The sequence below is a fragment of the Sphingobium sp. SCG-1 genome, assembly GCF_002953135.1.
GTDB lineage: Bacteria > Pseudomonadota > Alphaproteobacteria > Sphingomonadales > Sphingomonadaceae > Sphingobium.
Genome location: NZ_CP026372.1, coordinates 528,047 through 552,111, shown reverse-complemented (window position 1 = coordinate 552,111; position 24,065 = coordinate 528,047). Strand labels below are relative to the sequence as shown.

Annotated in this window: 17 protein-coding genes; 9 read left to right on the top strand and 8 right to left on the bottom strand. The window is 57.1% G+C overall.

Going from position 1 to position 24,065, the window contains the following annotated elements; genetic code table 11:
* Positions 1–177 precede the first annotated feature (177 nt).
* Both C1T17_RS02465 and C1T17_RS02460 read left to right on the top strand, forming a co-directional pair.
* Complete coding sequence (locus C1T17_RS02465) at positions 178–693, top strand: (2Fe-2S)-binding protein (RefSeq protein ID WP_104952057.1); 516 nt, start codon at positions 178–180, stop codon at positions 691–693.
* Between the two features lie 4 nt (positions 694–697).
* Complete coding sequence (locus tag C1T17_RS02460) at positions 698–3,064, top strand: xanthine dehydrogenase family protein molybdopterin-binding subunit (protein WP_104952056.1); 2,367 nt, start codon at positions 698–700, stop codon at positions 3,062–3,064.
* Positions 3,065–3,542: 478 nt separating this feature from the next.
* On the opposite strand, the gene C1T17_RS02455 is transcribed toward C1T17_RS02460, so the two are convergent.
* The 3 genes from C1T17_RS02455 to C1T17_RS02445 all read right to left on the bottom strand — a co-directional run bounded on the left by C1T17_RS02455 (position 3,543) and on the right by C1T17_RS02445 (position 8,061).
* Complete coding sequence (locus C1T17_RS02455) at positions 3,543–5,618, bottom strand: PQQ-dependent dehydrogenase, methanol/ethanol family (RefSeq protein ID WP_223262755.1); 2,076 nt, start codon at positions 5,616–5,618, stop codon at positions 3,543–3,545.
* A gap of 35 nt (positions 5,619–5,653) precedes the next feature.
* The gene (locus C1T17_RS02450) at positions 5,654–6,598 is read right to left on the bottom strand and encodes a cyclase family protein (protein WP_104952055.1); all 945 of its coding nucleotides are present in this window, start codon (positions 6,596–6,598) and stop codon (positions 5,654–5,656) included.
* Positions 6,599–6,669: 71 nt separating this feature from the next.
* Positions 6,670–8,061 (bottom strand): MmgE/PrpD family protein, encoded by a 1,392-nt coding sequence (locus C1T17_RS02445; protein WP_104952054.1) that lies wholly within the window; start codon positions 8,059–8,061, stop codon positions 6,670–6,672.
* A gap of 482 nt (positions 8,062–8,543) precedes the next feature.
* Between C1T17_RS02445 and C1T17_RS02440 the strand changes: the two genes are divergently transcribed.
* The 7 genes from C1T17_RS02440 to C1T17_RS02410 all read left to right on the top strand — a co-directional run bounded on the left by C1T17_RS02440 (position 8,544) and on the right by C1T17_RS02410 (position 15,418).
* On the top strand, positions 8,544–9,860 hold the full coding sequence (locus C1T17_RS02440; protein WP_223262754.1) for a cytochrome P450: 1,317 nt from the start codon (positions 8,544–8,546) through the stop codon (positions 9,858–9,860).
* 71 nt (positions 9,861–9,931) lie between these two features.
* Positions 9,932–10,126 (top strand): ferredoxin, encoded by a 195-nt coding sequence (locus C1T17_RS02435; RefSeq protein ID WP_104952053.1) that lies wholly within the window; start codon positions 9,932–9,934, stop codon positions 10,124–10,126.
* A gap of 796 nt (positions 10,127–10,922) precedes the next feature.
* Positions 10,923–11,687, top strand: coding sequence for a FadR/GntR family transcriptional regulator (locus C1T17_RS02430; protein WP_104952052.1), 765 nt, complete (start codon positions 10,923–10,925; stop codon positions 11,685–11,687).
* 11 nt (positions 11,688–11,698) lie between these two features.
* Entirely contained in the window at positions 11,699–12,448 is a 750-nt protein-coding gene (locus C1T17_RS02425) for a TetR/AcrR family transcriptional regulator (RefSeq protein ID WP_104952051.1), read from the top strand.
* A gap of 162 nt (positions 12,449–12,610) precedes the next feature.
* Entirely contained in the window at positions 12,611–14,086 is a 1,476-nt protein-coding gene (locus C1T17_RS02420) for an aldehyde dehydrogenase family protein (protein WP_104952050.1), read from the top strand.
* Between the two features lie 72 nt (positions 14,087–14,158).
* On the top strand, positions 14,159–14,941 hold the full coding sequence (locus C1T17_RS02415) for an enoyl-CoA hydratase-related protein (RefSeq protein WP_104952049.1): 783 nt from the start codon (positions 14,159–14,161) through the stop codon (positions 14,939–14,941).
* A 252-nt stretch (positions 14,942–15,193) separates the two neighbouring features.
* Entirely contained in the window at positions 15,194–15,418 is a 225-nt protein-coding gene (locus tag C1T17_RS02410; RefSeq protein ID WP_104952048.1) for a hypothetical protein, read from the top strand.
* Here the strand turns inward: C1T17_RS02410 and C1T17_RS02405 are convergent.
* The 5 genes from C1T17_RS02405 to C1T17_RS02380 all read right to left on the bottom strand — a co-directional run bounded on the left by C1T17_RS02405 (position 15,391) and on the right by C1T17_RS02380 (position 24,051).
* Positions 15,391–16,263: a MaoC family dehydratase N-terminal domain-containing protein gene (locus C1T17_RS02405; protein WP_104952047.1), complete on the bottom strand. Its 873-nt coding sequence runs from the start codon at positions 16,261–16,263 to the stop codon at positions 15,391–15,393. The genes C1T17_RS02410 and C1T17_RS02405 overlap by 28 nt on opposite strands.
* A complete protein-coding gene (locus tag C1T17_RS02400; protein WP_104952046.1) occupies positions 16,260–17,462 on the bottom strand; it encodes a CoA transferase in 1,203 nt (400 codons plus the stop codon). The genes C1T17_RS02405 and C1T17_RS02400 overlap by 4 nt, the downstream gene beginning before the upstream one ends.
* Positions 17,463–17,497: 35 nt before the next feature.
* A complete protein-coding gene (locus C1T17_RS02395; RefSeq protein ID WP_189338466.1) occupies positions 17,498–19,162 on the bottom strand; it encodes an MFS transporter in 1,665 nt (554 codons plus the stop codon).
* A gap of 446 nt (positions 19,163–19,608) precedes the next feature.
* Positions 19,609–22,017: a TonB-dependent receptor gene (locus tag C1T17_RS02385; protein ID WP_104952043.1), complete on the bottom strand. Its 2,409-nt coding sequence runs from the start codon at positions 22,015–22,017 to the stop codon at positions 19,609–19,611.
* A 1,164-nt stretch (positions 22,018–23,181) separates the two neighbouring features.
* Positions 23,182–24,051 carry a CmcJ/NvfI family oxidoreductase gene (locus C1T17_RS02380; RefSeq protein ID WP_104952042.1) on the bottom strand — a complete coding sequence of 290 codons (870 nt, stop codon included), beginning with the start codon at positions 24,049–24,051 and terminating at the stop codon, positions 23,182–23,184.
* Positions 24,052–24,065: the final 14 nt, after the last annotated feature.

Sequence of the window (24,065 nt, the reverse complement as noted above, 5' to 3'; positions counted from 1 at the left end):
GTTGAACAAGGCTGACGGCGACCGTGGCGAATGCACTCGATCATCGGCAGGAAAATTCGCTACGCAGTTCAGTAGACTAACGGTTCTGTGCGCGATTGATAAGACCAAGCAGCATGCTGAAGCCTTACGGAAATATGTTGAAAATCGCCGATATAATATATTGTGATAGGATGAGACATGACCTCCCTCGTTGTGAATGGATCGCCACGAAAAGCGAACACATCAGCTGATACTCCATTGCTTTATTTTCTACGCAACGAGTTGGGGCTCAAAGGGCCGCAGTTCGGTTGTGGGCTGGCCCAATGCGGGGTCTGCTCCGTGCTACTGGATGGAGAGGAAATCCGGTCCTGTGTGACTCCGTTGGCGATGGCGGAAGGAAAGGAGGTCACAACTTTGGAAGGCCTACCGAACCGCTGGGCTCGTGCAAACGGCCAAAGCGGCGTGAAGGATGCTCCGCTTCATCCGGTTCAGCAGGCCTGGATCGAGGAACAGACACCACAGTGCGGGTTCTGCCAGAGCGGAATGATGATCAAAGCGACCGAGTTGCTGGAGAAGACGCCGAGCCCGACCACCGCTCAGATCAAGGAAGCTTTCACGACTTCGGGTCCATCGCCCCGGCTATGCCGGTGCGGAACCTATACGGCAATTATAGATGCGGTGCACCGCGCCGCCGGCATCATGAACAAGGGCTAAACCTATGGATCGGTCTCAAACAATCCCGATCACGGGGATGGCCACGCTGACGAGGCGCAAGCTGATAGGCGGCGGCGCCTTGCTGATAGGCTTCGGCCTGTTCGGCTGCAAATCAGTTGGCGGCACGGCCGAATATCTCGAGGACATGGCTATCGACCCGACCAATGCAGCATCGTGGGTGGAAGTCCGGCCTGACAATTCGATTGTCATGCGAACGGGCAACAGTGATTTCGGACAGGGAACCATCTTCACCGCCTACAGGCAAATCGTTGCGGAAGAGATGAGCACGACGGTGGATGCTATCACCACCATCGTGATGGGCGATACGGATAGGACGCCGGACGGCGGCGGGTCCTATGCGTTTCTCGGCGAAGGCTCGCCAAACATCCGAAAGGCGGCCGCCTATGTTTATCAAGCCCTGCTCGATCTCGGCGCTAAGCATCTGAATGTTCCGCGCCAAAAACTGGTCGCCCGCGACGGCACCTTTACGGCTAACGGCAAGTCCGTCACTTATGGCGAACTGGTGCGCGGACAGGAACTGAAGCTCACGATCCCGGTCACGCCCCTCTGGCCGATGGGGCTTATGATTAGCGGAACCCCCCCTACCAAGCCGGTGAGCGAATATACGATCATCGGCAAGTCAGTCGACAACAGCGTCATAGCATCGAAAGTTTCTGGTACAACGAACTGGTTGTCCGATTTCAAACTTCCCGAGATGCTGCATGCGCGTATCATACGTCCTCCCAGCTTCGGCTCGAAGCTTAAGTCGGTGGGAACTCTCGACAAGAATGCGTTCCCCAATACAAGACTGGTAGTAAAGAAAAATCTGGTGGCGGTCGTTTCTCCTGATGAGTGGGAGGCGGTCCAGGCCGCCAGCGCTCTCGCCGGCGAGGCGAAGTGGACCGAATGGAAGGGCCTGCCTGGCAATGCCGGGCTCAACCACGCCCTTCGGAAGCTGAATTGGACCAAGGTGCCCGCCCAAAAGGCCGGTGGCAAGGACGATGTTTCGGTTTCCATGAAGGCTGCAGAAAGGACCCATAAAGCGTCCTACTATCTGGCTTATCAGAAGCATGTACCGATCGGACCGTCCATGGCTGTTGCCGATGTGAAGCCAGACGGCACGGCGTTCGTATACGCCCATGTCCAGAATGCACAAATGTTGCGCCGACAGATTGCAAGGATGCTGAATACGTCGCTGGACAAGGTCGTGGTACGCTCACTGCCGGGTCCGGGCCATTATGGACGGTCGAATGGCGGATCTGCGGGAGGTGAGGACGAAGCCGTCATCCTTTCAAAGGAGCTGGGCCAACCGGTCCGCGTCCAATGGAGCCGGGCTGAAGACGTCCAGTGGTCGACACAGTCTCCGGCAGGATTTTCGGATATCGAGATCGGTCTGGACGATAGCGGCAAGATGGTCGCCTATAAAGCCGATCATTATATGCCGACCATGTACGAAAATCGCCCGATCGGAGCGTTGCTTGCCGGCATGCCCACCGAAGCCCGGCCTGATCAGGTGAAGGAAGGGATGGGTGTTGGCATCACGAACATGATGTGGGACCAGTGGCTCTATGACGGCTTGGGCGACTACGCGCAGCGGGCCCACGGCAGCGCTCAGGTCGGCGAAGCTGACTCGCCTCTGAACATCGGCCTGCGCTGCCGCAGCATGCGGACGCCTGGGCATTTTCAACAGAACTTCCCGCGTGAGCTGGCGATCAGCGAAGCGGCCATGCTTGCTGGGAAGGATCCGCTGCAATTCCGCATCGACCATGCGACGGACAAACGCGTGGTCGGCGTGCTGGAGAAGGTGCGCGAAGTTTCGGGATGGGTGCCCCGCCCTTCGCCTACCCCCGGCGCATCATTGGCAAAATCCTCGCAGGTCCGCGGTCGCGGCGTGTCGACGATATTTCGGCAAGGCTCTTATTGGGCGTGCGTCTGCGAAATCGCCGTTACTCCCTCCGATGGGACCATCAGGGTCGAAAAGGTTACCGTCGTGGTCGATCCCGGTATCGTCATCAACCCGAAGCAGCTCAAGCGTCAGATTGAGGGTGGCATTACCATGGGATTGAGCCAAGCCCTTCGGGAGGAAGTCCAGTTCGACGAAGGCATCGTCACCAGCCAAGATTGGGCAAGTTATCCGATATTCACCATGGCCGACATGCCGGAAATTGAGGTGGTGCTTGCCGGACAACCCGATGTCGGCGTTTACGGCGGCGGGGCAGAGGCTGCCAATGCACTACCCGCATCAGCCATTGCTGCGGCCTTTGCGGATGCAACCGGAAAGGTCATACGCCAGGTGCCACTCTCTCCAAAGCGCGTGCGCGAGGCCACTTCGGAAAATGAAACGTTAAGCTTGGGGCCCCTTCCCGCCTGAATCCAGTGAGCAGGCGGGGCATCGCCGAGGAATAGCATCTGAGGGACAGCGTCGCGATCAGCCATAGCATTGGACGCTTCCAAAACTGCAAGCCATGACGAACCGCCTGACGCATTCGGGAAGCTGAACCTGATACATTACTGTTCTTCGCAGTCTCCAGCATCCGACCTCTGGCTGGTCGAGCAGTTCGGCCGACGATTTTTCAACGAAGATGCCATCGTCTGTGGCTCCATGGCTCTGGCACGCGCGGCTTCAGCCTCGTTGGCCGGAACGGGCGGAACCTGAGTGCAGAAGCGACTGCCGCCGACATATTCAAATGGACATGTGCGACTTTGTCCCATGAAAGCTTGGCTGTGATCGGAACGTAGAACCAGGTAAACTGCCACGCCCCCGATTACCCCTTGGACCGACGTCAGCATGCCGTTTTGGTTCCGACCCAGCCATCCGCCCCTCCCTGATGCCGCCTTGGACCAGCCTTTTATCCATCGCCGCTTCGCGTGGTCGGCGGAAGTGCTTGTCCGCGGGCGCGCAAATATTGGCGGATAGCAAGAACCCAGTTCTCCGGCATATCCTGAAAGCGAGGCATGCCTTGGGGCATCAGCACCCCTTCACGAACAATCGCAAGAAATGTTTCCTCTGATTGGGTCGCCAGTGAGATACGGAGGTCGGGCGCGGTTCCCGCCGCCGCGCCTCCACTGCCGTGACAAGTTCCGCAGGCGAGGGCGTAGTAGCCGGCGCCTTGCCTCTCGAGCGCAGGATTGGCCCGATAGCCTGGGTCAACCGGCCTTATTTTTGGGGGAGCCGCGAGCGCGGGCGGCAAGGCCTTTTTCCCGTCGAGCGCGAATGTCAGCACCCGGCGCGCTTGACTACGATAATCGATCTTGAACTGCTGCTCCATCACGCCATGATAGCCGCCGCTCGATCCGCCATTGCCAGTAAGGACAGTGATGTACTGGCGGCCCTCGACAGAGTAGCTGATAGCCGCAGCAACGATCGGGGCGCGCGTATCATAACTCCAGACCGGGTTGCCCGACACCGCGTCATATGCCCGGAACTTATTGTCCATCTGCCCCTGAAAAACCAAGTTTCCGCCCGTTACCATCGTACCAGCGGGCCAAAATCCTGGCATCGGCACCTTCCAGCGCGCTTTCTGCGTAATCGGATCCCAAGCCAACAGAAAGCTGCCTTGCCCGGCTAGGGACGGTTCAAAATTGCCGGTAATGCCCATCCCAACATTGATGTTGTTGGGATAACCCTTTCGTGTTTGGGTGGTCAAGTCGAGCCCTTCGTCGCCGATAAACATCCCGCGATTTATAGTTGGAATATAGACGAGTTTGGTTTTCGGACTGAAAGACTGCGGCGGCCAATTATGGCCACCTGCAATGGTCGGCCACATCTCGAACAGCCCTTTCTCAAATCGTGCGCCCGGATTTTCAACGGGTCGTCCCGTTATGAGGTCGATCTTGCTCGCCCACGTTACCTTGGTATAAGGCTTTGCCGATATCAATTTCCCGGTTTCCCGGTCCAGCACATAAAAGAAGCCGTTCGTGGGCGCCTGCATCAACACTTTGCGCGGCCTGCCGTGAATGTCCAATGTTGCAAGCGTGATGTCCTGAGTTGCCTTGTAATCCCATTGTTCTCCAGGGTTTATCTGATAGTGCCACACATACTTGCCGGTTTCGGCATCGACTGCAACAATTGAAGACAGATAAAGATTATCTCCTCCGCCCGGACTGCGCAGCTTCTGGTTATAAGGATAGCCATTGCCCGTGCCGATATAGAAACGCTTGAGTTCAGGGTCGTAAACTATCGCGTTCCAAGCAGTTCCCCCACCACCTGATTTCCACCACTGGCCGCGCCAGCTACTTGACACTGCTTTGGTGGTCTCATCTGTGGCAGTGGCCGGATTACCGGGGACAATGTAGAATTTCCACAGCAGCTTTCCCGTTCTGCTATCATAACAGCTGACATAACCGCGCACGCCCCCGCCATCGGCTCCCCCGAAGCCAATGATGACCTTACCATCGAATGCGCGCGGAGCACCTGAAATATAGGCATTGTCCCCCTTGGCGACCGTCTGCGCGGTCCAGACCGGTTCGCCTGTTGCGGCATCTAGGGCAACGAGGCGGCCATCATGCGTGCCAACGAAGATACGGCCCTCATAATAGGCAAGGCCCCGCGCGCCATATCCCTGCCTCAGCTTGTCTCCGGCAAGTTGGCGGGCGTTGCTTTCCCAAATCCATTGGCGCCTGCCGGATTTAGCATCAAGCGCCGTGACATCGCTATGCCCGGTCGTGATGTAAACGACGCCACTTTGCTCGATCGGCTGGGTCGCGCTCATTCCGACTGGCAAATCATGGGACCACACAAGTCCCAGCCGAGGTGCCGTTTCGGCGTTTATCTGATCGAGCGGACTGTAATGCTGTTCATCTGCGGTGCGGCCGTAAGCCGGCCAGTCTCCCGCTGCGGCTTCCGATCCGCTTCGCGACCCGGCTTCGCAGCCGGAGAGCGCAAGCAGCAGTCCCGATATCCAGATTGGCGCATGTTCTCTCATCGTACGGACCTATTTTGTGGACGACCCACGCTATCTCACACTGTCGCTACCGGCGTGACCGGCGATCCGACGCTGCCAGGCATCCGCAGCGGGGGCGCCGTCAGTAGAAACGATCGTCTACCGTTCAGGTCGAGCCAATTCGCCAGCTCCGAGAAATACCATAGTTCGCCCAGATGGATTCCTTGCTTGAACAAGCAATGCTCGTGCAGCGGCAACATGGCGTGACAATCCTCGCCGCGAGGTTTGGTTTTCACTGCTTCTACTGCTGAATTGTCCGAACATATTGCAGCGACACCGCTATGTGTGATCCAGTCGAGCAGTTGCTGATCTTCGCCCGCAAGTCCCGCACAGCTATGATGCAGCAGTTTCGCATCGGGATTTCCACACATTTCCAGCACAAGGTCCGCAAAGCCTGTATAGAGGCAGAGAAAGTCCCCCTGCCGCACCTCGGCTCCCTGCTTCGCCATAACTTCCATCAGCTCGGCATAGCCGACCCTTATTCGCTCGCGGCCGTATACGGCGTGGAGATCGACGAGCACGCCTCGCCCCTGCACCCCCGTTTCCGCGAGCCGATCGATGCCAAGTGCATGCGCATAGGGGCCCTTGCCCTCGCCAGAGGGCGAGAGATGCTCTCCACCACGATAGCCGTTGTAGAATACCTTTTTAGCCTTACCATCGCCATCCGCGTCGAACAGAGAACCAACATGACCTAGGGCGTCCCACTGGGTAGAATATTGGGTATGCAACAAGATCACGTCGTCATTTATCACGTCGGTGAAAGCAGGCGCAAAGCGGGCTAAGTCGAAATTATACTTCTCGGTTCCATCGGCCAACTGAACCGCAGCCAGCTGTGGCGGCTTTCGGCCCATCGAGACCTTGTCACCCCCCGGATAGTCGAGCGGTAGGCTCATGCTGAACGTCTGCCCGTGCGTCACCTCACGGATAGCGGCCAACCGCGTCTCGTTGGTCAGCAGGTTCATTCGGCCGAGTTGGTCGTCAGGTCCAAAATCGCCCCAGTTGGATCCTTCCGGTCGATTTTTCCAGCGGGGGCTCACGCTGCAAGCTCCACCTGAGCGGTCCGGTCGAGCAGCCGCGAAATTGGCCTCATGTCGTTCAGGCTGTCTATGGATTTCAGCAAGTCCATCAGCTGAGCGGCTGCATCACCGTCAAGGGCTGCCGATGCGCAGTTCAGGAACTTGCGGGCAGCGTCGTCTTGGCTCATCGGACGGCGGGGATGCCCAAGAGGCCGTGGCACGGAATGAGAAATCGTCCGACCGACCGTGGTCTCCACTGAAACCCGATATTCCCATGCTGCCGGCGTCGGCAGGTCGGGCGCATGCACCCTGGTTTTCACACGCGCCAGAAAATCACGTACGTCTTGTCGCGCGACACGCTCTTCTGAAAAGCTTGCAACGCCAGGAAAAACGTCCAGCGCCGTTACCGCGAGATTATACTGATGTGAAAATTTCGCCTCTTCACTATTGCGAGGATCAGGGGCATCGAGGAATGCGCCAGAGGCGGGATGCGCCAATTCGATGCTGCGAATATCGTTCGCTGCCAGCTTGTTCTCCTCCATAATGGCCATGAGCGCATCATTGCCCCAATGGGCACCGTAGCAGGACGGGTATCGTTTTATCGCAATACCTATCTCCTCGATCTGCAAGGGATTGCCCAGCTTGGCCAGCGCCCCTTCAAGGTCATGAGACTTCTCGCCGAAGAAGGTGTCGGCAAATCCGCCAGGCCGCTCGATCACGGCATCGACAGCGGTTGCACCTTTGCTTGCCAGCAGGGCGGCGACGAGGCCGCAACGTGCCGAGTTTCCAGCGCCGAACGGCTTGGCAAGCGAGGCCGAGTTCACGGCGAGCTGGCCGCAGAACTGCACCGAAAGGCCGATTGCATGCGCCGTGTGAGCCGCGTCCAGCTTCAGCAGATTGGCGCATGCAGCGGCCGCGCCAATAAGGCTGATATGGCCTATCGGCAACCAGCCGCCTGCGAAACTCCAATTGCCTTTCTGCGCCGCGCCAAGCCGCGAATGCACTTCCAGCCCCGCATGATAGGCCTGCATGAGTGCCTTGCCCGACGCCCCTGTTTGTTCTGCAAGTGCGAACAGCGCAGGCAGGATTACCGTGCTGGGATGGCCCACCGGGTTGAGAGTTGAATCATCAAATTCCAGTCCATGCGCCAGCGTGCCATGGTAGAAGGCCGCGTCGCCAGCCGAAGCGCAGCTGGATAAGCCCACCAACGTGGCGGGCAGGTCCGGATGCGGAGAGAAGCTTGCAAGCGCGGCATGCGCCAGTTCGCTTCGCACCGCCGCCAGCTTCACACCGAAGTAATCAACAACCAAGTCGATGCCCCGGCTTCGCGCCACCTCCGAGATGGTATTATAATCATAATGTGCAGCGAACAGGGCTAATGCTTCGGTCGCACCGATGTTCGTAGTCATGCCTTCCCTCCACAAACAAAATCAGCCGAAGGCTTTCCCTTCACAAGGCTGCTGGAAATTCCCGCCCGCCGGAGATGACGAGGCAAGCCGCCTACAGAAATCGGTCCCTAATCATCTTAATCCTCTATAAGAATAATTTACGGGTGATCGCAATCGGAATGTTAAATGTACTGCAATAACGGTTGCGTGGCCCGGCACGAGGGATCCATGTAAAGTGACCGAGAGAAAATCGAACAAGCTTCAATTTTTATTGCACGGTACATCTGCAATGTGTAGATTGCCGCTACAAACGTGAAAAAGGCTCGGGAGAGCAGCCCTCGGCATGCAGTCGCATTCCAAAATAGCATATGTTCACGCGCCTATCGATCAAGGCACGGCAGTGCGCAATGGTGGTAGAATGCGATCTATTCGGCTGTGAATGATGAGCAGCCAGGACAATGCGTCGGACGCTTCGCAGCTTCTCATATCAGACAGTATCAAGGATGACGGATTTCCGCAAGTCTCTCCTGCTCGATCGAGTACTGAATAATGAAGGATATCTTATGGTTACTGACTTCAAGCCCAATATGGATGCCGTACCGGCGGATAATCTTCCCGATCATGTGCCAGCTGAGTTGGTAAGGGATTTGAATTGGGCATTTGGCTATGTCCCTGTGGACTATGACGAGCCCTATCGTGAAACCGAACGGTTCTTTAAGGGCGGCGCGCCGCGGATCATGTATGTACCCAAGGCGGTAAGAGGCCAAGTGAGCAAGGGCGCATGGGTGGTGACCCATTATGACGACATCACCCATGTGTATCAAGACGCCGAGACCTTTTCGACCGAAGGCACTGTTGCATATCAATGGCTTGCGGGAGAAAAATGGCCGGCCATTCCACTTGGCATCGATCCACCCGATCACATGAAGTATCGCAAGCTGCTCAATCCCTTCTTTTCGCCAAAGGCTGTCGACAACCTCGACGGGAAAATGCGCCGCAACGCCAATCTACTGCTCGACACATGCATAAATGGCCGTGAGGACTGCGATTTCTCATATGAGTTTGCAAGGATATTCCCGGTTCAAGTCTTTCTGGACCTGATGGGTTTCCCGCAGGATCAGCTTGAGCCGTTCCTAGATTGGGAAAACAAAGTTCTGCACAGCATGAACATCGATATCCAGCTTCCCGCACTTAGGGGGATTCTAGCCTATTTGCGGGAGTTCATCGGCACGGTTCGTCGCGAATCGCCAGAAGGCATCACCACGGACATTGTGAATGGAATGGTCGATGACAGGCCGATCACTGACGATGAGATCATGGGCATTATGTTCTTCCTTTGGCTTGGTGGCCTCGACACGGTGGCGGCAACGATAGCAATGATGTTCCGGCGCATCGCGCTGGACCATAAGATGCAGCAATATCTTCGTGAGAACCCCGCCAAGATACCTGACGCGGTCGAGGAGTTCCTGCGCACTCAGCCGCTGGTCAATTCGCAGCGCTTGGTGAAGCGGGATACCGAATTGGCGGGAATGAAGGTCAAGAAAGGCGACTGGGTGATCTGCCTGAACACCGCAGGCAATTTCGACCCAAATGAATTTGATAGTCCGCGCGAAGTGATGCTTGATCGCCAGCCAAACCGCCATTTCACATTGTCAGGTGGCCCCCATCGCTGCCTCGGTTCGCACTTGGCGCGCCGGGAGCTCCGTATCGCCCTTGAAGAAGCTTTGCCCCGCCTGCCGATGTTCTCGCTGAAGTCGGACGAAGATCGTAGAGTTCATCCCGGCCTGATGTCCGTCCGCAATCTCAATATCGCCTGGTAAATATTTCGCTTGGAAGGAGGCGGGCTGCGCCTGTTCCTTCCAAGCGACATCCGAAACGCGGGAGAAATGCGATGAAGATCAAGGCTCATAAGGAAAAATGCTCGGGTCATGCCCGTTGTGCGGTCGTTGCTCCTAATATCTTTGATCTGGACGATGACGGCTATATTGCTATCGGAGAAATCGAGGTCAGCCCTGAAAACGAAGCAATGGCGCGGAGGGGCGTGCGAGCCTGCCCCGAAAGAGCCTTGGAAATCATCGAGGAGTAATCGATGCACCCGCCTCGCTGGACTGTCTTTGCCTCCTCAAAGGCATGTCGGCTTGTCTCCATTTCGCTCAAGACCGAACGCTTGAGATGATACGCTCCACGTGCCGCTGACGATGGCCCACATGTCGATCTGAAACAATCGACGGTGGGGTGGCTGACGCTTATGTTTTCGAAGCTCGGCCGGCCGCACTTGGCGAAGGCCGCTCACTGCGACTGTTGCGTGGAGTAACCCCGGAAGTGGCGACGACCGCCAAGATGAGCTGTTTTCCGGCCTGTTATTGCCTGCGTCCTTGATCAAGAGAAATTGCTGCGAGGCAGAATTTGCAACGGCAGCGGCCCCTTCTGGGTCGGATAGGGCGTTCCACAATCTTTGCTGCGGATTGCCAGAGACAAGGCGAGGCAGCCGCTCTGGTCTTAAGGTTACGCGATGCATCCTCTGCTTCCCCCTGCACAGCCAACACCGAGGGTGAACCGGCTCCACCGGCAAGGTCAAGAAATAGCAGGCGGAACGCCAATAGCGCCGTGCAGGCGAGCGTCAACTCAGCCGGCGGCATGGCACTTGCAACGAAAGTTGATTCTGGCCACTACATCATAATCGGCGTTGGGGAGATTGTTCAACCAATGGGAGTTCACGCGAATTTCCGAAATGCAAGGTGTTAGAGCTTGAGGAACTCGGTCACGCAAACGGGCTCGAAATGAATTTTTGCAGATTTTATGATAACAGTAATGCAACCAATGGCCTATGTGGCTCCATCGGTCAGCTAGGATAACCATGCAATGATCAAGGTCGGAATGGAATGAACAGTAAACCTGGCGTACGAGTGCCAAAGGCGGCTGAGATCGTAGCAGGCAAACTTCGCCGGTCGATTGTCGACGGCTCGATAGAACCAGGCAACTTTCTTCCTTCCGAAGCAAAGATGATCGAACTGTTCGAGGTCTCGCGACCTACGATTCGCGAAGCGATCCGGATTCTCGAGTTTGAAAACCTGATCAACGTAACGCGGGGCGCGCGGGGAGGCGCGGTGGTTCAACCCCCAAGTCCCGATTTCGTCTCGAAGGCAGTCGGCGTTGCGCTCCAGACAACCAACGCCACATTAGGCGATGTTTATGCCGCTCGCGCAGTCCTCGAACCTGCAGCGGCAGGCATGGCTGCAAAATTCCGAAGTGAGGAAGCAGGTACGAAACTGCTCAATCAGGCCGAAAAAGAAGCTGAAACCCTTAAAAATCAGATTCGGCTAAACGCAAATGATGCGGCGGACTTCCATCGGCTTTTGCTGAGCGAATGCGGCAACAAGACCTTCGCCCTGCTCGGTGTCGCCCTGCACGACTTGGTGCTTAGGCACCTCAAGCTTTTTCATCAGACCCGTGCCCCAAGCGAGGCCCAAAGAAGCCGTTCCGGCGTACGCTCCCATGAAAAACTTGCAAACCTGATCTTGCGCGGAGAAGCCGAGGAAGCCGAGGCCCACTGGCGCCGCCACATGGATAAGCTTGCGGAGATTATCCTGCCCGGACTGGAGAAGACTTCGGTTCTGGAGGTGCTCGACAATACGAGTTGGATGTGACCAGGGCGAATATGCAGAAACTCACCACCGAAATATCTGAAGCGCTTAAGACAGGGCAGAGTGCGCACGAAGTGAAGACAATTGCCCGCAGAACGGCAAAACCACAGAACCAGCGCGGACAGGTGTTGGGAAACAAAGGCGCCCGGACTCGGCAAGCGATTATGGATGCGACGCGCGATATGATATTCGAGCGCGCCTTCCGTGACATTTCGGCTGTGGAGATTGCCAAGCGTGCCGGGGTTTCTGTCGCGACGCTCTATACATACTTTGAAGATGTGGCCGCCGTGATCTTAGCGCTTTCCGAAGCGGTGGCGCTCGACATCCCCAACGTCAGTGGCTTTCTTGAGGTGCCGTGGACAGGACCCTCGGCGTTGAACCGCATAATCGAAATGATGACTATCCTCATCGACTATAATGTCGCGAACTACCCAATCATCCGGCTTCGCAATCATCTCGCTGACGAAGGCGATGACCGTTTGGCGAAAATCCGTTCCCAGACTGCTCAACCGATCATCGACATGCTGGCGCACCAAATTGTGACGCATGGCAAGATTAACAACGCAAAGATAACGGCCCATCTGTCCGAAAACGCGCGCCTGACTGCAGGGCTGCTAATCGGCATGATAGACCGTGCTACCATCCTCCTCATGCAGGGCCCCTATAGGGCCCGGCTTTTTACGAAGAAGGATTACGTTAACTCAGCGGCAAGAATCATGCTGGCGGCGGTGACCGCGCTGCCCGGCGACGTCGAACCCTTATAAAGAATGACCGCGATCTACGGCCCGCCACCTGAACCGTGAGGTGGGGTGGGAGCAAGATCGCGCCTTGCGTAACTTGCTCCTTAAAAATATATATAATATAGCTATATCGTCGGCCCGGCTTGAACTGGCTCTGACATGCTGATCGGGTAGAGAGAGGATGCAATGACCCAAACATATAAAAGCCGGGGACTTTATATCGACGGTGAATGGATCCCAACGGACAAGCATGACGCCATCATCAATCCAGCCACTCTAGAAATGATCGGCGAAGCGCCGGTGGGTGGACGGGCGCATGTTGAAGATGCCCTCGCCGCTGCCCGTCATGCCTTCGATAAAGGACCGTGGCCTCGCATGCTCCAAGCCGAGCGGCAGGCGGTTCTCAGCGCCTTTCTCGACGAAATAGAGCGACGTGCGCAGGAAATCATCAACCTCATCGTTGCCGAAGCCGGCTCAACCATCAGCCTTGCCGAATACCATCAATATGGCACCCCTGTTCGCCATGCGCGTCACAGCGTGGCGATTTCTTCCCGGCCGGCAGTGGAACCGTTGTTCGTCGACAGTTTTCCGAATGGAACAGGCGGCAGGACGCTCGGTGCGGGCGCGCTCTCGCGGGAGCCTGTCGGGGTAGTGAGCGCCATCACTCCCTATAATTTTCCATTCTTCCTCAATCTCGGCAAGATCATTCCTGCAATGGCCGTCGGCTGCACCGTTATTTTGAAGCCGTCGCCCTATACGCCGTTCGAAGCACTTATCTTCGGCGAAATTGCCGAAGCAGTTGGCCTTCCCAATGGCGTACTTAATGTTGTGACGGGTGGCATGGACGTTGGCGAAGCTCTGACCACGGACCCGCGCGTCGATCTTGTCACCTTCACCGGGTCGGACACCGTTGGCGCGGCGATCCAGGCGCAATCCGCGCCGACACTCAAACGCCTCCTTCTCGAGCTAGGCGGCAAGTCCGCCCTCATTGTACGCTCGGATGCCGATCTGGACAAAGCGACTTCCAACGGGCTCGCCGGCTTTATCACGCATTGTGGCCAGGGTTGCGGCCTGCTGACCAGGCATCTTGTCCACAATTCAATCCGCAAAGACTATGTCGACATGATCACGCGAAAGATCGACGCCATCAAGGTCGGCAATCCAGCTGACCGGTCGGTCGGCATGGGGCCGCTAATCCGGGAAGCGGCGCGGGCGCGTTCCGAGAAATATACCGACATTGCGTTGCAGGAAGGAGCCACGCTCGTCACGGGCGGCGGCCGTCCTAGCGAAGCAGGCGCCGGCTTCTTCTACAAGCCCACCCTGTTCGATAATGTGAAAAACAGTTTCCGCGTCGCTCAAGAAGAAATTTTCGGCCCTATCGCCGTCGTAATCGGCTTCGAGGATGACGAGGAAGCAGTCGCATTGGCAAATGATAGCGAATTTGGCTTGGCTGGCGCGATATTTTCTCGCGATGTTGGCGGCGCCTATGAAATGGCCCTACGCATCCGCACCGGCGCCGTTGCGCTTAATGGGGGCGCGGGGAGAATGTCCAGCCAGGCACCCTTTGGCGGCATCAAACGGTCGGGTTACGGTCGTGAATATGGCATGGAGGGGCTTAACGAGTTCACCTACATGAAAAATATTCATTTTCATGCCGAATAAGGCACTAGTGACCCAATGTGCGTGCTTTCATGAACTTGTCCTGATCACCAACGAAGAAACAGGTAGCGCGCCATGAAATATGGAAAAATCCAGTATGAGCTGCGCGATAACGTCGCAACCATTCTGCTGAATGATCCCGAGAAACTCAATGCGATGTCGCGTGAGCTGGCGGCAGAGATGACGCACGGGATCCGCCGCGCCGAAGGCGAAGCGCGCGCCATTGTGATCGGCACGACGGGCCGCGTCTTCAGCGCCGGCGGCGATCTGGGCGAGGGCGGTTTCGATATGGACGACCCTCAGCGCGACCTGGGCGAGAAATTGGAGCCGTTTATTAACCCGCTCATTCTCGCAATGCGCGACTCACCGCTGCCGGTGATCACCTCGATCCGCGGCGCAGCCGCTGGCGTTGGTTGCGGGATCGGACTGGCTGGCGACCTTATCATAGCTGCGGAAAAGGCCTTTTTTTACCTGGCTTTTTGCAAGATCGGGCTAAGCCCAGATGGTGGATCGAGTTACTTCCTGTCCCAAGCGATCGGTCGCGTGCGCGCGATGGAACTGATGCTCCTTGGAGAACGGCTCTATGCGCCCAAGGCGCTAGAGTGGGGGCTCATTAACCGCGTGGTCTCGGACGAGGAACTCAGTGCGGCGACGCACGAATTGGCAACGAGACTGGCTCAGGGGCCGCGCTCGTTAGGAATGATAAAGGCGTCAGCCTGGTCGGCGCTCGATGCGCCATTGGAAAAACAGTTGCTGTTAGAAAGGCGCAATCAGCGGACGGCCGGCCTTACCGAGGACTGCTATGAAGGGGTCGCGGCATTCCGCGAGAAGCGCCCTCCCATATTCAAGGGGCGCTGAACTCTCATGATCCCACTTGCCTGGGTCTCTAGAATGCGGACTAAGGCACTTCGCAGCCGGAGGCATCGCGCGAGCTCAACGGCTATTTTGCTGCACCAATGCGGAAGCAACTGGACCTTGCCCGGCTACCATCGCCGTTCGTTCATGTTGCGGTAAGATTATCATTCAACCCTTAGCACATCCGTTGCGGTGGAGTGGGCCTCCCGTCGCTGACCGGTCCTTCAGCGGAGACCAGGGGCAGGCGCGGGCGCGGTGGTCGATACGCTCACTGAATGCCTATGCACGCGCGCGGCTGGCGAGCGGGGACACGGCGCTCCCGCTCGCGGTCAGCGGCTATGCAGGGCGCTCGCCGCAGATTCCGACAATGCGGCGCTGGCGATCCGGTCCTTTCGTCAGGCCGTCGCCGCCGGAGATATGCCGCTGGCGCTGAAGGCCGCGTGGGTCATGGATCAGACGGGCGTCCTGCCGCGCAACTGAGGTCTAGTCGCTCCACTAGGGCACTCTACTCGAGCGTTCGCCGCCATGACTGCGCGCCCGTCTCCGCCCAAAACCGCCAGCTCGATTTCCCCGGCGCCAGGCTTCCCCACCAGCAACAGCGGCTCGTTGACAAATGCAGGCGATTTCGCGCGGAACGCGAAGAAAGCCAGCCGATTGCTACCCATTTGTCTGTCGCACAGGTCCAGCAACAGGCTCGCCATCAAAGGGCCATGCACTACAAGGCCCGGATAGGCCTCTTCGCTCCGCGCATAAAGCAGATCATAATGGATGCGATGACTGTTGAATGTCAGCGCCGAATAGCGAAACAGCAGAGGAGTTGTGGGCGTGATCGCCCGTTGCCAGGCCCATCCATCACCGCGAGAGGGATCCGGCTTCGGGAAGGACATCTCCTCCGACTGACCGGATTCTGACGTTGCCGCCTCGCGATAGACGATGGTTTGCTTCTCGCGGACCGCCATCTCTCCACCGCAGCGCACCTCGTGCTCCACCGTCACGAACATCAACTGACCGCTGCCGCCTGATTTTTCTGCGGTGTTCACAACGGTCGAGCGCCGTTCGACGACCGCTCCGACCCTCAACGGCCGCAGAAACTCAACTTCGCTAGCCGCCCACATTCGCCGGGGCAGCGGACTACGCGGCAGAAAACCGCCTTTGCCAGTTGGATGGCCATCCTGTCCGAGGTTTGCCGTCATGGCATCGGGGGTGCACAGGCACCAGTGGACGCCTTGCCGCGCATCATGCTGCGGCGGCTCGCGATCAAACGTCGCCGCGATTCGGGCCGCCAGCGCAGGCGTTATGATGTCTTCACGGATTTCCTCATTCATCCGATAATTCCCTGGTCATGCAATCGGCCGATAGATCCCGACCCTAAGCCCAGCACGTTGCTAAATACGTCATCGGTATGTTCGCCAAGGCGTGGCGCGCGTACAGGCGCACGCCGGTCAATGCCGGCCAAGGTTGCCATTGCACCGGGTACGGGATAGCTGAAGCCGCTGACCTGCTCGATCTGGGCGAATACAGGATTCTCCGTGACAAGCTGCGGATCGCGGATCGCTTCGGACATGCTTTTATAAGGTCCCCAACTGCAACCGGCGTCATCGAGCTGCTTGCTCAGTTCCCCCGCATCACGCTGCGCAACTGCCGCCGCGACCAACGGCGTCAGCCGGTTTCGGTGAGTGAAACGCAGTCCCTCGTCGCTCGTGAACGACACGTCCAGCTCAGCCTCAATCCGTGCCACATCTCCGGTGATTCTCAGCACTTTGAGCAAGCCACTCCACTGGCGTGGCGTGATGGCCATGATCATCAGCCGAGCGCCGTCCCGCGTCACAAAATCACGTCCGAAGACGCCATAGACATCGTTCCCGAAGCGCTCGCGATCCGCACCGGAGAATTGCACTTCCGCCAACATTCCAAGATTGGCCACAGTTGCAATTCCGACATCCGCCAGAGGAATTCTGATCTCCCCTCCTTCGCCGGCGGCGGCACGGTTGCGAGACCCCGCCAACATCGCAAATGCGGCATAGGCTCCGGTCAGCAAGTCCCAGGCGGGAAGCACATGGTTGGCGGGCGCTGGTCCGGGCCCGGTTATCTGTGGGATACCGAGCGCGCAGTTGACCGTATAGTCGAATGCGGGGCCACCATCCGCCTTCCCCATCACACGCACAGTGACAAGGTCAGCGCGACGCTCCGCAAGCTTATCATGCGCAAGAAATCCCACAACAGGAAAATTTGTTAAGAAATGCCCGCCCTCTTTGCCATTGGCCGTAATCAGCGCCGCAAGCAGGTCGCGCCCCTCCGGATTGCCAAGATCCAGGGCGACGGACTTCTTGCCTTTATTAAGCCCCTCCCAATAGAAGCTTGCGCCATTGTCGGCGAGCGGCCAGCGCTTGAAGTCGGGGCCGCCGCCGATCTGGTCGATCCGGATCACTTCCGCTCCCATTTGGGAAAGATACAGTCCCGCTGAAGGGGCGGCTACGAATGAGGAGGCTTCGACCACCCGCATCGTTCCCAATAGATCGTACATATTTCGTCTCCTGAAGTGCTGAGCACGCGCTCACGCTATATGTTTGGGGATCCTGCCGGAGATCCTTCCAGCCTGGGATCAAGAGCTCCTTCCTGCCAGCGGACCGAACCATAAGGCCGCTCAAGCCAGCGGCGGATGCGGATCGGAGCACTCCCTATATGAAAGTTCTTGGCTTCGTCCTGAAGCTCGCGCTCCGCAGAAGTATGCCGGGTCCGATGGCGAAGATAATCGAGCCAGGTGGGCCAATGGAAACGTTCGGTCCACAGCCACGGGTCCGCGATGTCACGGGCAATCATCCAGCTATAGGCGCCCAGCCGGGCGCGTGACGCGCGAACTTTCTCCATGTGCCGATAGAATCTGCGCGCCTGTTCCGGATCTATCCGATATTCAATCTCGACCAGAATGGGACCGCTACGGTCCGTCAAGGCCATTGCGGTCTCCAACGGCGGAAGTTCGATGGCTGCGTAAGAATGGCTCTCTATCGTCTCGGCGAGCGGCCGACGCGACACCAAAATGGTCAACAGGACGGCAGCAGCAGACGAAAGCAACGCGGTGACCAGACTTGTCTCGTCGGCGATCGTGCCCCAAAGCCAGCTACCAAGCGCCACGCCGCCAGCGATGCTGGCCTGATAAGCAGCGACTGCACGTGCGGCAACCCAGCGCGGCGCGGAGGTTTGAATGCCGACGTTGAATATGGTCGCTATGGTCAGCCATGCGCCGCCAAATATCAGTAGCGGCATCAAAGCCAAAGCAAGGTGCCCCGAAAAGGCGACGACCAGGATCGAAGCCGACATTAAGCACAAGCAGCTTATGACGATCTGAACCTCGGAAAACCGGGATCGGATACGCGGGAGGAAAAACGCCGACAATATGGCTCCCAATCCATAGGCACCCAGACATGCTCCGAATGTCTGGGGCCCTCCGCCGATGATATCGCGGGCAATGAGAGGTAGCAGCGCAGTGATCGAAGCCGCGGCCATACCGGTAATGAAGGCGCGCACGATGACGTTGCGAACGACCGGCGAATTCAAAAAATAGCGTCCCCCAGAGGTAATCGCGCGGCCGAAGCCCTCCGCTGGCAACCGTGAGGCCATGGCAGTTCTGCGCCACGTGAACAGCACCAACAGCAACGGCAAGTAAAGCACGGCATTGATGCCGAATGTGGCTGCGGCTCCCCAACTCGCGACAACGAAACCTCCAATCGCCGGACCGATTGCCCTCGCGGCGTTGTAGCTCATCGAATTAAGAGCGATGGCATGCGGTAGATCCTGTCGGGAAACCACCTCGGCGGCTGACGCCTGCCACGCAGGCCCAAACAACGCAGAGCCCGTTCCTATGGTGAAACAGAAGAAAAGGAGCAGGCGGGCATCGAGGAGACCGGCAGCCGCCGTACTGAACAGGCAGATCACCCCGGTCACCGAGACCATGACGGCGAAGATGCCTACCTTACGCCTGTCGAACATGTCCGCCAACGCGCCCGCGGGCACCGCAAAAATCATGACCGGCATCATCAGCGCCGTTTGTACAAGCGCCACCATTTCCGGGTTGTCGGTCAATTTGGTCATCGCCCAGGCGGAACCGACCGCCTGTATCATCAAACCCAAATTGCCCATCATGCTGGACACCCATAGGCGCCGGAAAAGCGGTGCACGTAAAGGCGCGGCTAGAGAGGCGTCAAGAGCCTTTTGCCTTGTTCCCATATTCATCCTTACCGCCCCTGCCCGACCGGCAGCAATTTGTGTAGAAGCTCAGGGCCTGTCGTTTCGCCATTCTCGTACCCTCAACTCGCACGCAATCCTGCTAATTCTATATATGATATTTGTCACATCGAAATAGCATGGCGCTGTGCTTGGCGGACGAGACGAAGACCTACCTGACTATGCAGGAGCTTTCGGCGGCGTTCGAGCGATGCGATTGGCAGCTGCCGCCAGCAGGTCCGCGGTGATCCCGCCGCCCGCTTCAGCCGCACATCCAGCTGGCATCATCGACTTCGAGGCTGCGTTGTCCAGGCAGTTATATGTCGGAGGTCTTGCAGGTCTATGGCCTTACGATCCAACCGCCGTCGACATTAAGCACCTGCCCATGGATCGGCTGCTCAATCAGTAATGGAACGGAGGCATAACTTCTGCCTCCGTTCCTGATATTTTCACATCTTGTAAGTCAGGCGCAAACCGCCGTATCGCTTGTAATCACGCGGAATATTACCGAACTGCTGACCAATGAATCCGTCGCCGGTGTTCAGATTGCCATAGTAGAACTTGTTGGTCAGGTTCTTGCCAAAGAGAGTTAACGCCCACTTGTCGTCAATAGAACCGAAGCCAATCGAGGCATCGAGCAACCCATAGGCAGGTTGCGCAGTAAGCGGATCTTCGAACAACTGGAACTGGATGCTGCTGCGCCAATTATAAGCAACGCGAAGCATCAGCTTCAAATCCTCGGACATCGGCGTTTCATAAGCCGCGGACGTAACGACCTTCCATTTGGGCGACGAAATCGCACGTTGGCCGTCGAGATCCTGGAGGCCGTTGATTCCGCATTTGCCAACGCCGCGTGTGTCCGATGGACCACAAGGGAAGAAATTATGACCGCTGTACCGCGCTTTGTTGTAAACCACGCCAAGTGACAAATTCAGCCCCTCAAACGGTTGCGCCGTCGAAACGAACTCGAAACCATCAATTTTGAGATCACCGGCGTTGATCAGATCGACGCTGATGCCCTGCGTCACGGCTGTCTGTTGGATATTCTTGATTATCTGTTTGTAAAGAGCAAGGTTGAATGTGAGACGCCCGTCCAAGAACCGTTGCTTCGCGCCGATTTCGAAGGCTTCTGCAATTTCAGGGTCGATTAGCGCTAGGGACGAATCATTCGCCGCCCGCACCAATGAACCCGCCGTACGGCCCTGATTGGCTGCAGATCCCTTATAACCGCGGTTGTAGGATGCATAATAATTCAGGCTGCGGGTCGGCTGCCATTGCACGCCGATACGCCCGGAGAGATTGTCGTCGCTACGCCGCGATATGAAGTTCTGAGTATCGACAGGAGGGGCGGTGTTTGTCACCGTGATTGGGTTGAAGAACCCTGTAGCGGGATTGAAGAATACGTCATGGCGGTAAGTGAGCCTAAGCTTTTCATGCGTATAGCGAAGGCCGCCGAATAGATTGACCGTGGGTACGATCTCATAAGTAACGTCCGCGAAGGCTGCCATGGTTTTGTCTGTGAGACCGGTAGAAAGCTCGTCGCTGTTGAAAAAGCGCGCACCTGCAGGTGTTACGACAGGAACATCCGGCACCGCAGAGCCGTCCAACAGGAAGGGCAGAAGAAGCTGACGGGTCTCCTTATAATCCTGATAATAAGCGCCCGCGACAACATCGATGCCTGGTGCGCTATAGGCTAAACGGAGCTCCTGCGACCAGTATTTATACCGCTCGACCTGATGGTCGTCCTCCGTCGCCACATATTCAAGGGGATAACCGAAGGGGTTGGGGGAAATGCCACGCCCCGGATTAACACCGATGGGTCCTGCATCGACATCGATTTCCGTCCTGTTGAGCGAATTTCGATAGCCAGCGATAGCCACCAGCGACAAATTGTCGGACAGCTCGGAATTCAGTTCGCCGACCAGCGCATAAAGCCGGTTTCTGGAGTAGGAGATTGTGTCCTGATTGGCAACATCAACACCCCAGCCTATCGGTCCGAAAACCAGACGTTGGAAATCTCCGAATGGCCCGGAGTTCGGTGTGACTACAAAATTATTTCCAAATGTGCTGTAGAAATTGTTGTACGAGCCGCTGAGTAATATGTTTGTTCTTTCGGAGACGTCAAACAGCAGCTTGGCTTGGCCACCCCATGATCTCTGGCCGTGAATGTCGGGACCGGCCAAATTTTCGATCTGAGGCTTGATGTAATGATAATAGCCATTCATCCGTAGTGCAACATTGTCGCCTACCGGGACGTTTACCATGGCCTTAGGGATTATTTCCCCGTCGAACGTTCCCAAAAGGTCAAATGAAGCCTCCATTTGATGCTTCGGACGATTACTGATGATGTTGATAACACCAGCCGTCGAATTTTTCCCGAACAGCGTGCCTTGCGGCCCCGAAAGCACTTCGACGCGGTCGATGTCGGCCAAGTCGGCGACGAATTCGCCCTGGCGTGCGACTGGAACCCCGTCGATCACGACACCCACGCTCGGTTGGATGCCGCCTTCCTGTGCGATGGACGCCGCGCCGCGAATGACCAATGTCGTTGTTGTTGTCGAATAGTTTGAATTGAAGCTAACGGCGGGCGAGATCTGCTCGAGAGCACGAGAGTCCGTGATCCCAGCTTGCCGAAGCGCTTCACCGCTTGCCGCCTGCACCGACAATGGAACTTCGCTGAGGCGCTGCTCGCGACGCTGAGCGGTAACGACTATTTCTCCAATTTCAGGCGCGGCGTCTTGCGCGAGGGCGGTCTTTGCAGGAGCCTGCGCCCAAGTATGGCCCGCGCAGGAGCAGCCAGCCAACAGCAATGCCGCTTTTATTTTTTGACGAGAGCCCGCCCTAGACCGCTTATTCATGTACCCCCCTATGGTTTTAACGCTGAGCGCCCAATGCCCGTTGAACTCGGCATTTCGTCGTATTATATAGATCCTTATAATGTTTACGTCAAACGCCACGCGTTGATGGCGTGCACAGAAAAAAGGGGTTAAACTTCGATGCTCGCTAGCACTTTAGTTTTGAAGGCGGCGATCTCGGCTCCGGCCCTCATTTCGCCAGGAGACGCGTGCGCAGATGGTCTAGACGGCAGCAATGGCGAATGATCCTGGGAGCTTTCCCGCCGGGAGAGCATCGGATGGCGGCATTGTCCGATGGGTTCGGGAGCGTATCGGCTTGGAGGTCGCGGGCGAGCGGCGTCATAATTCGACATGCTTTCCTTCCTGATCGACTAAAGCCTGATCGCTATACTGCTCGATCTGCTCTACCCAACCTCCAAGGCCAGCCCGCTTGGCGACCCCTTGTGATGTTCGAGGCACGGCTGTCGCCGATCTAATACGATCGCTCCGATGTGCTGCTGGACGCGGCGCTCAACGATCAAGCCTCCTTTTGCCGGCTCTAGAATTTCCGGAGAATGAAGCGCGCCTGAGCGTACCACCTTCGTCAGTTTCGTCGGCTACTGACGCCCATAAGGTCGCTCGGACACCGTGGAGGGTGTGACTGTAAAGCCAAATCAAAGATAGTGATCATAAAGAATGGAACACTGGCTGATGGCACCAGCATTGCTTTGACAACAGAAGATAATGATGACGCGCGATGGCTAAAGCAGAAGAGAAGGCGGACTGTTCGCGGCTTCAAGGAAACGGCCAGATGGATCGTTTCTGCAAAGCTACGCGCGTTCAGTCCTCTATACCCCACCGCGCGCGGGTCTCCCCACCCTTCCCGTGATCTCTTCCACGCATGCCGCACCCGCGGCAGAGGCAGGCGAGAAGTTGTAATCTCCCGTAACCGGACGACACATTCTTCGCCTGCTCGAATGGGATCATAAGACTCAGCACTGCCCAGGAATAGGTCGCCAACACCGGTCGCCGCGTTACTTCTTTCAGCGACTACCACGGTTCATGCGGAGTTTGGCGGCCGCCAGTTCGTAAGCGACGGCATTCGGTGACATCCTTCCGTGCGGACCAACATCGAACGTGCTGACCCCTTTGCCCTTCCACAGCATCGCCTTGCGACACGCGCAATCCCTATTCGTACCATCCCACATAGGCCCGCAATTCATAGCTCATACGAATATGCGCATCGGGCAATGTTTCCTGGAAGGAGACATGGGCGGCCGGAAAATTCCTGCCGGGATCGGAGTCATAGGATTTGAATATGAGCAGATCATTAAGCTTCATTTCGCTAAAATAGGTCCAGCGATGATCGGGACTATATTTCATGAAAAACACCTCGTTCATCCCGACATGGGTGTCGAACTGAACATCGATGCGTACGCAGTCTTCGGGTTTCACGCTCTGTGCGTCCAGCAAAGCGAGCGGCCGGTCGACCGGCGCGTCCGGAGAAAGGCACCGCCATAGCTGAATAATAGCCCAGCGACGGACGTCCTTTGGCCGGTCAGGGTAAATTCTGTCGACGGTATTTACCGCGCCCGCTTCGCTGAAGTCGATATGGGGGAACGGCGCGGGTCCTTGAGGCGCACCTGGAGCACTGCTGCGGACGGAGCCTCTGGTGAAGGGAAATTCGACAACGTCCGCGCCCGTCAGTTCCTTGAGGAGCGCCCGCACCTCCAGAAAATGGACTTGCACGATCTTGTCTTCATTATGAAAGTCGCTCGTTTCGTCAGGGCGATGCTCCATTATGCTTGGATGATGAGTAAAGATGAACCCCTCCCTATCGAGATCGGTCATGGTGGGGACACTACTGCCATCCCTGATCGAAACGCTGCGCGGCTCTATTTTCAAGTCGCGGTTCGCGCGATCGGCGTCGCTTTCCACGCTGCCATCCTTTAACTTCGTGCGTACACCGATTTGCGGTTTGTAATCCATATGACCACAGTAGCTAAGTTGGGCTTCGACCATTCTAGGTTGCGCGACTTTTTCGATGACCTGATTCATGACTCTCTCCTTAC

Coding starts and splice junctions, on each gene's coding strand:
- C1T17_RS02460 (WP_104952056.1), top strand. CDS start 698: ATGGATCGGTCTCAAACAATCCCGATCACGGGGATGGCCACGCTGACG.
- C1T17_RS02445 (WP_104952054.1), bottom strand. CDS start 8,061: ATGACTACGAACATCGGTGCGACCGAAGCATTAGCCCTGTTCGCTGCA.
- C1T17_RS02385 (WP_104952043.1), bottom strand. CDS start 22,017: ATGAATAAGCGGTCTAGGGCGGGCTCTCGTCAAAAAATAAAAGCGGCA.
- C1T17_RS02435 (WP_104952053.1), top strand. CDS start 9,932: ATGAAGATCAAGGCTCATAAGGAAAAATGCTCGGGTCATGCCCGTTGT.
- C1T17_RS02395 (WP_189338466.1), bottom strand. CDS start 19,162: ATGGGAACAAGGCAAAAGGCTCTTGACGCCTCTCTAGCCGCGCCTTTA.
- C1T17_RS02405 (WP_104952047.1), bottom strand. CDS start 16,263: ATGAATGAGGAAATCCGTGAAGACATCATAACGCCTGCGCTGGCGGCC.
- C1T17_RS02455 (WP_223262755.1), bottom strand. CDS start 5,618: ATGAGAGAACATGCGCCAATCTGGATATCGGGACTGCTGCTTGCGCTC.
- C1T17_RS02380 (WP_104952042.1), bottom strand. CDS start 24,051: ATGAATCAGGTCATCGAAAAAGTCGCGCAACCTAGAATGGTCGAAGCC.
- C1T17_RS02440 (WP_223262754.1), top strand. CDS start 8,544: ATGACGGATTTCCGCAAGTCTCTCCTGCTCGATCGAGTACTGAATAAT.
- C1T17_RS02415 (WP_104952049.1), top strand. CDS start 14,159: ATGAAATATGGAAAAATCCAGTATGAGCTGCGCGATAACGTCGCAACC.
- C1T17_RS02400 (WP_104952046.1), bottom strand. CDS start 17,462: ATGTACGATCTATTGGGAACGATGCGGGTGGTCGAAGCCTCCTCATTC.
- C1T17_RS02420 (WP_104952050.1), top strand. CDS start 12,611: ATGACCCAAACATATAAAAGCCGGGGACTTTATATCGACGGTGAATGG.
- C1T17_RS02430 (WP_104952052.1), top strand. CDS start 10,923: ATGAACAGTAAACCTGGCGTACGAGTGCCAAAGGCGGCTGAGATCGTA.
- C1T17_RS02450 (WP_104952055.1), bottom strand. CDS start 6,598: ATGAACCTGCTGACCAACGAGACGCGGTTGGCCGCTATCCGTGAGGTG.
- C1T17_RS02425 (WP_104952051.1), top strand. CDS start 11,699: ATGCAGAAACTCACCACCGAAATATCTGAAGCGCTTAAGACAGGGCAG.
- C1T17_RS02465 (WP_104952057.1), top strand. CDS start 178: ATGACCTCCCTCGTTGTGAATGGATCGCCACGAAAAGCGAACACATCA.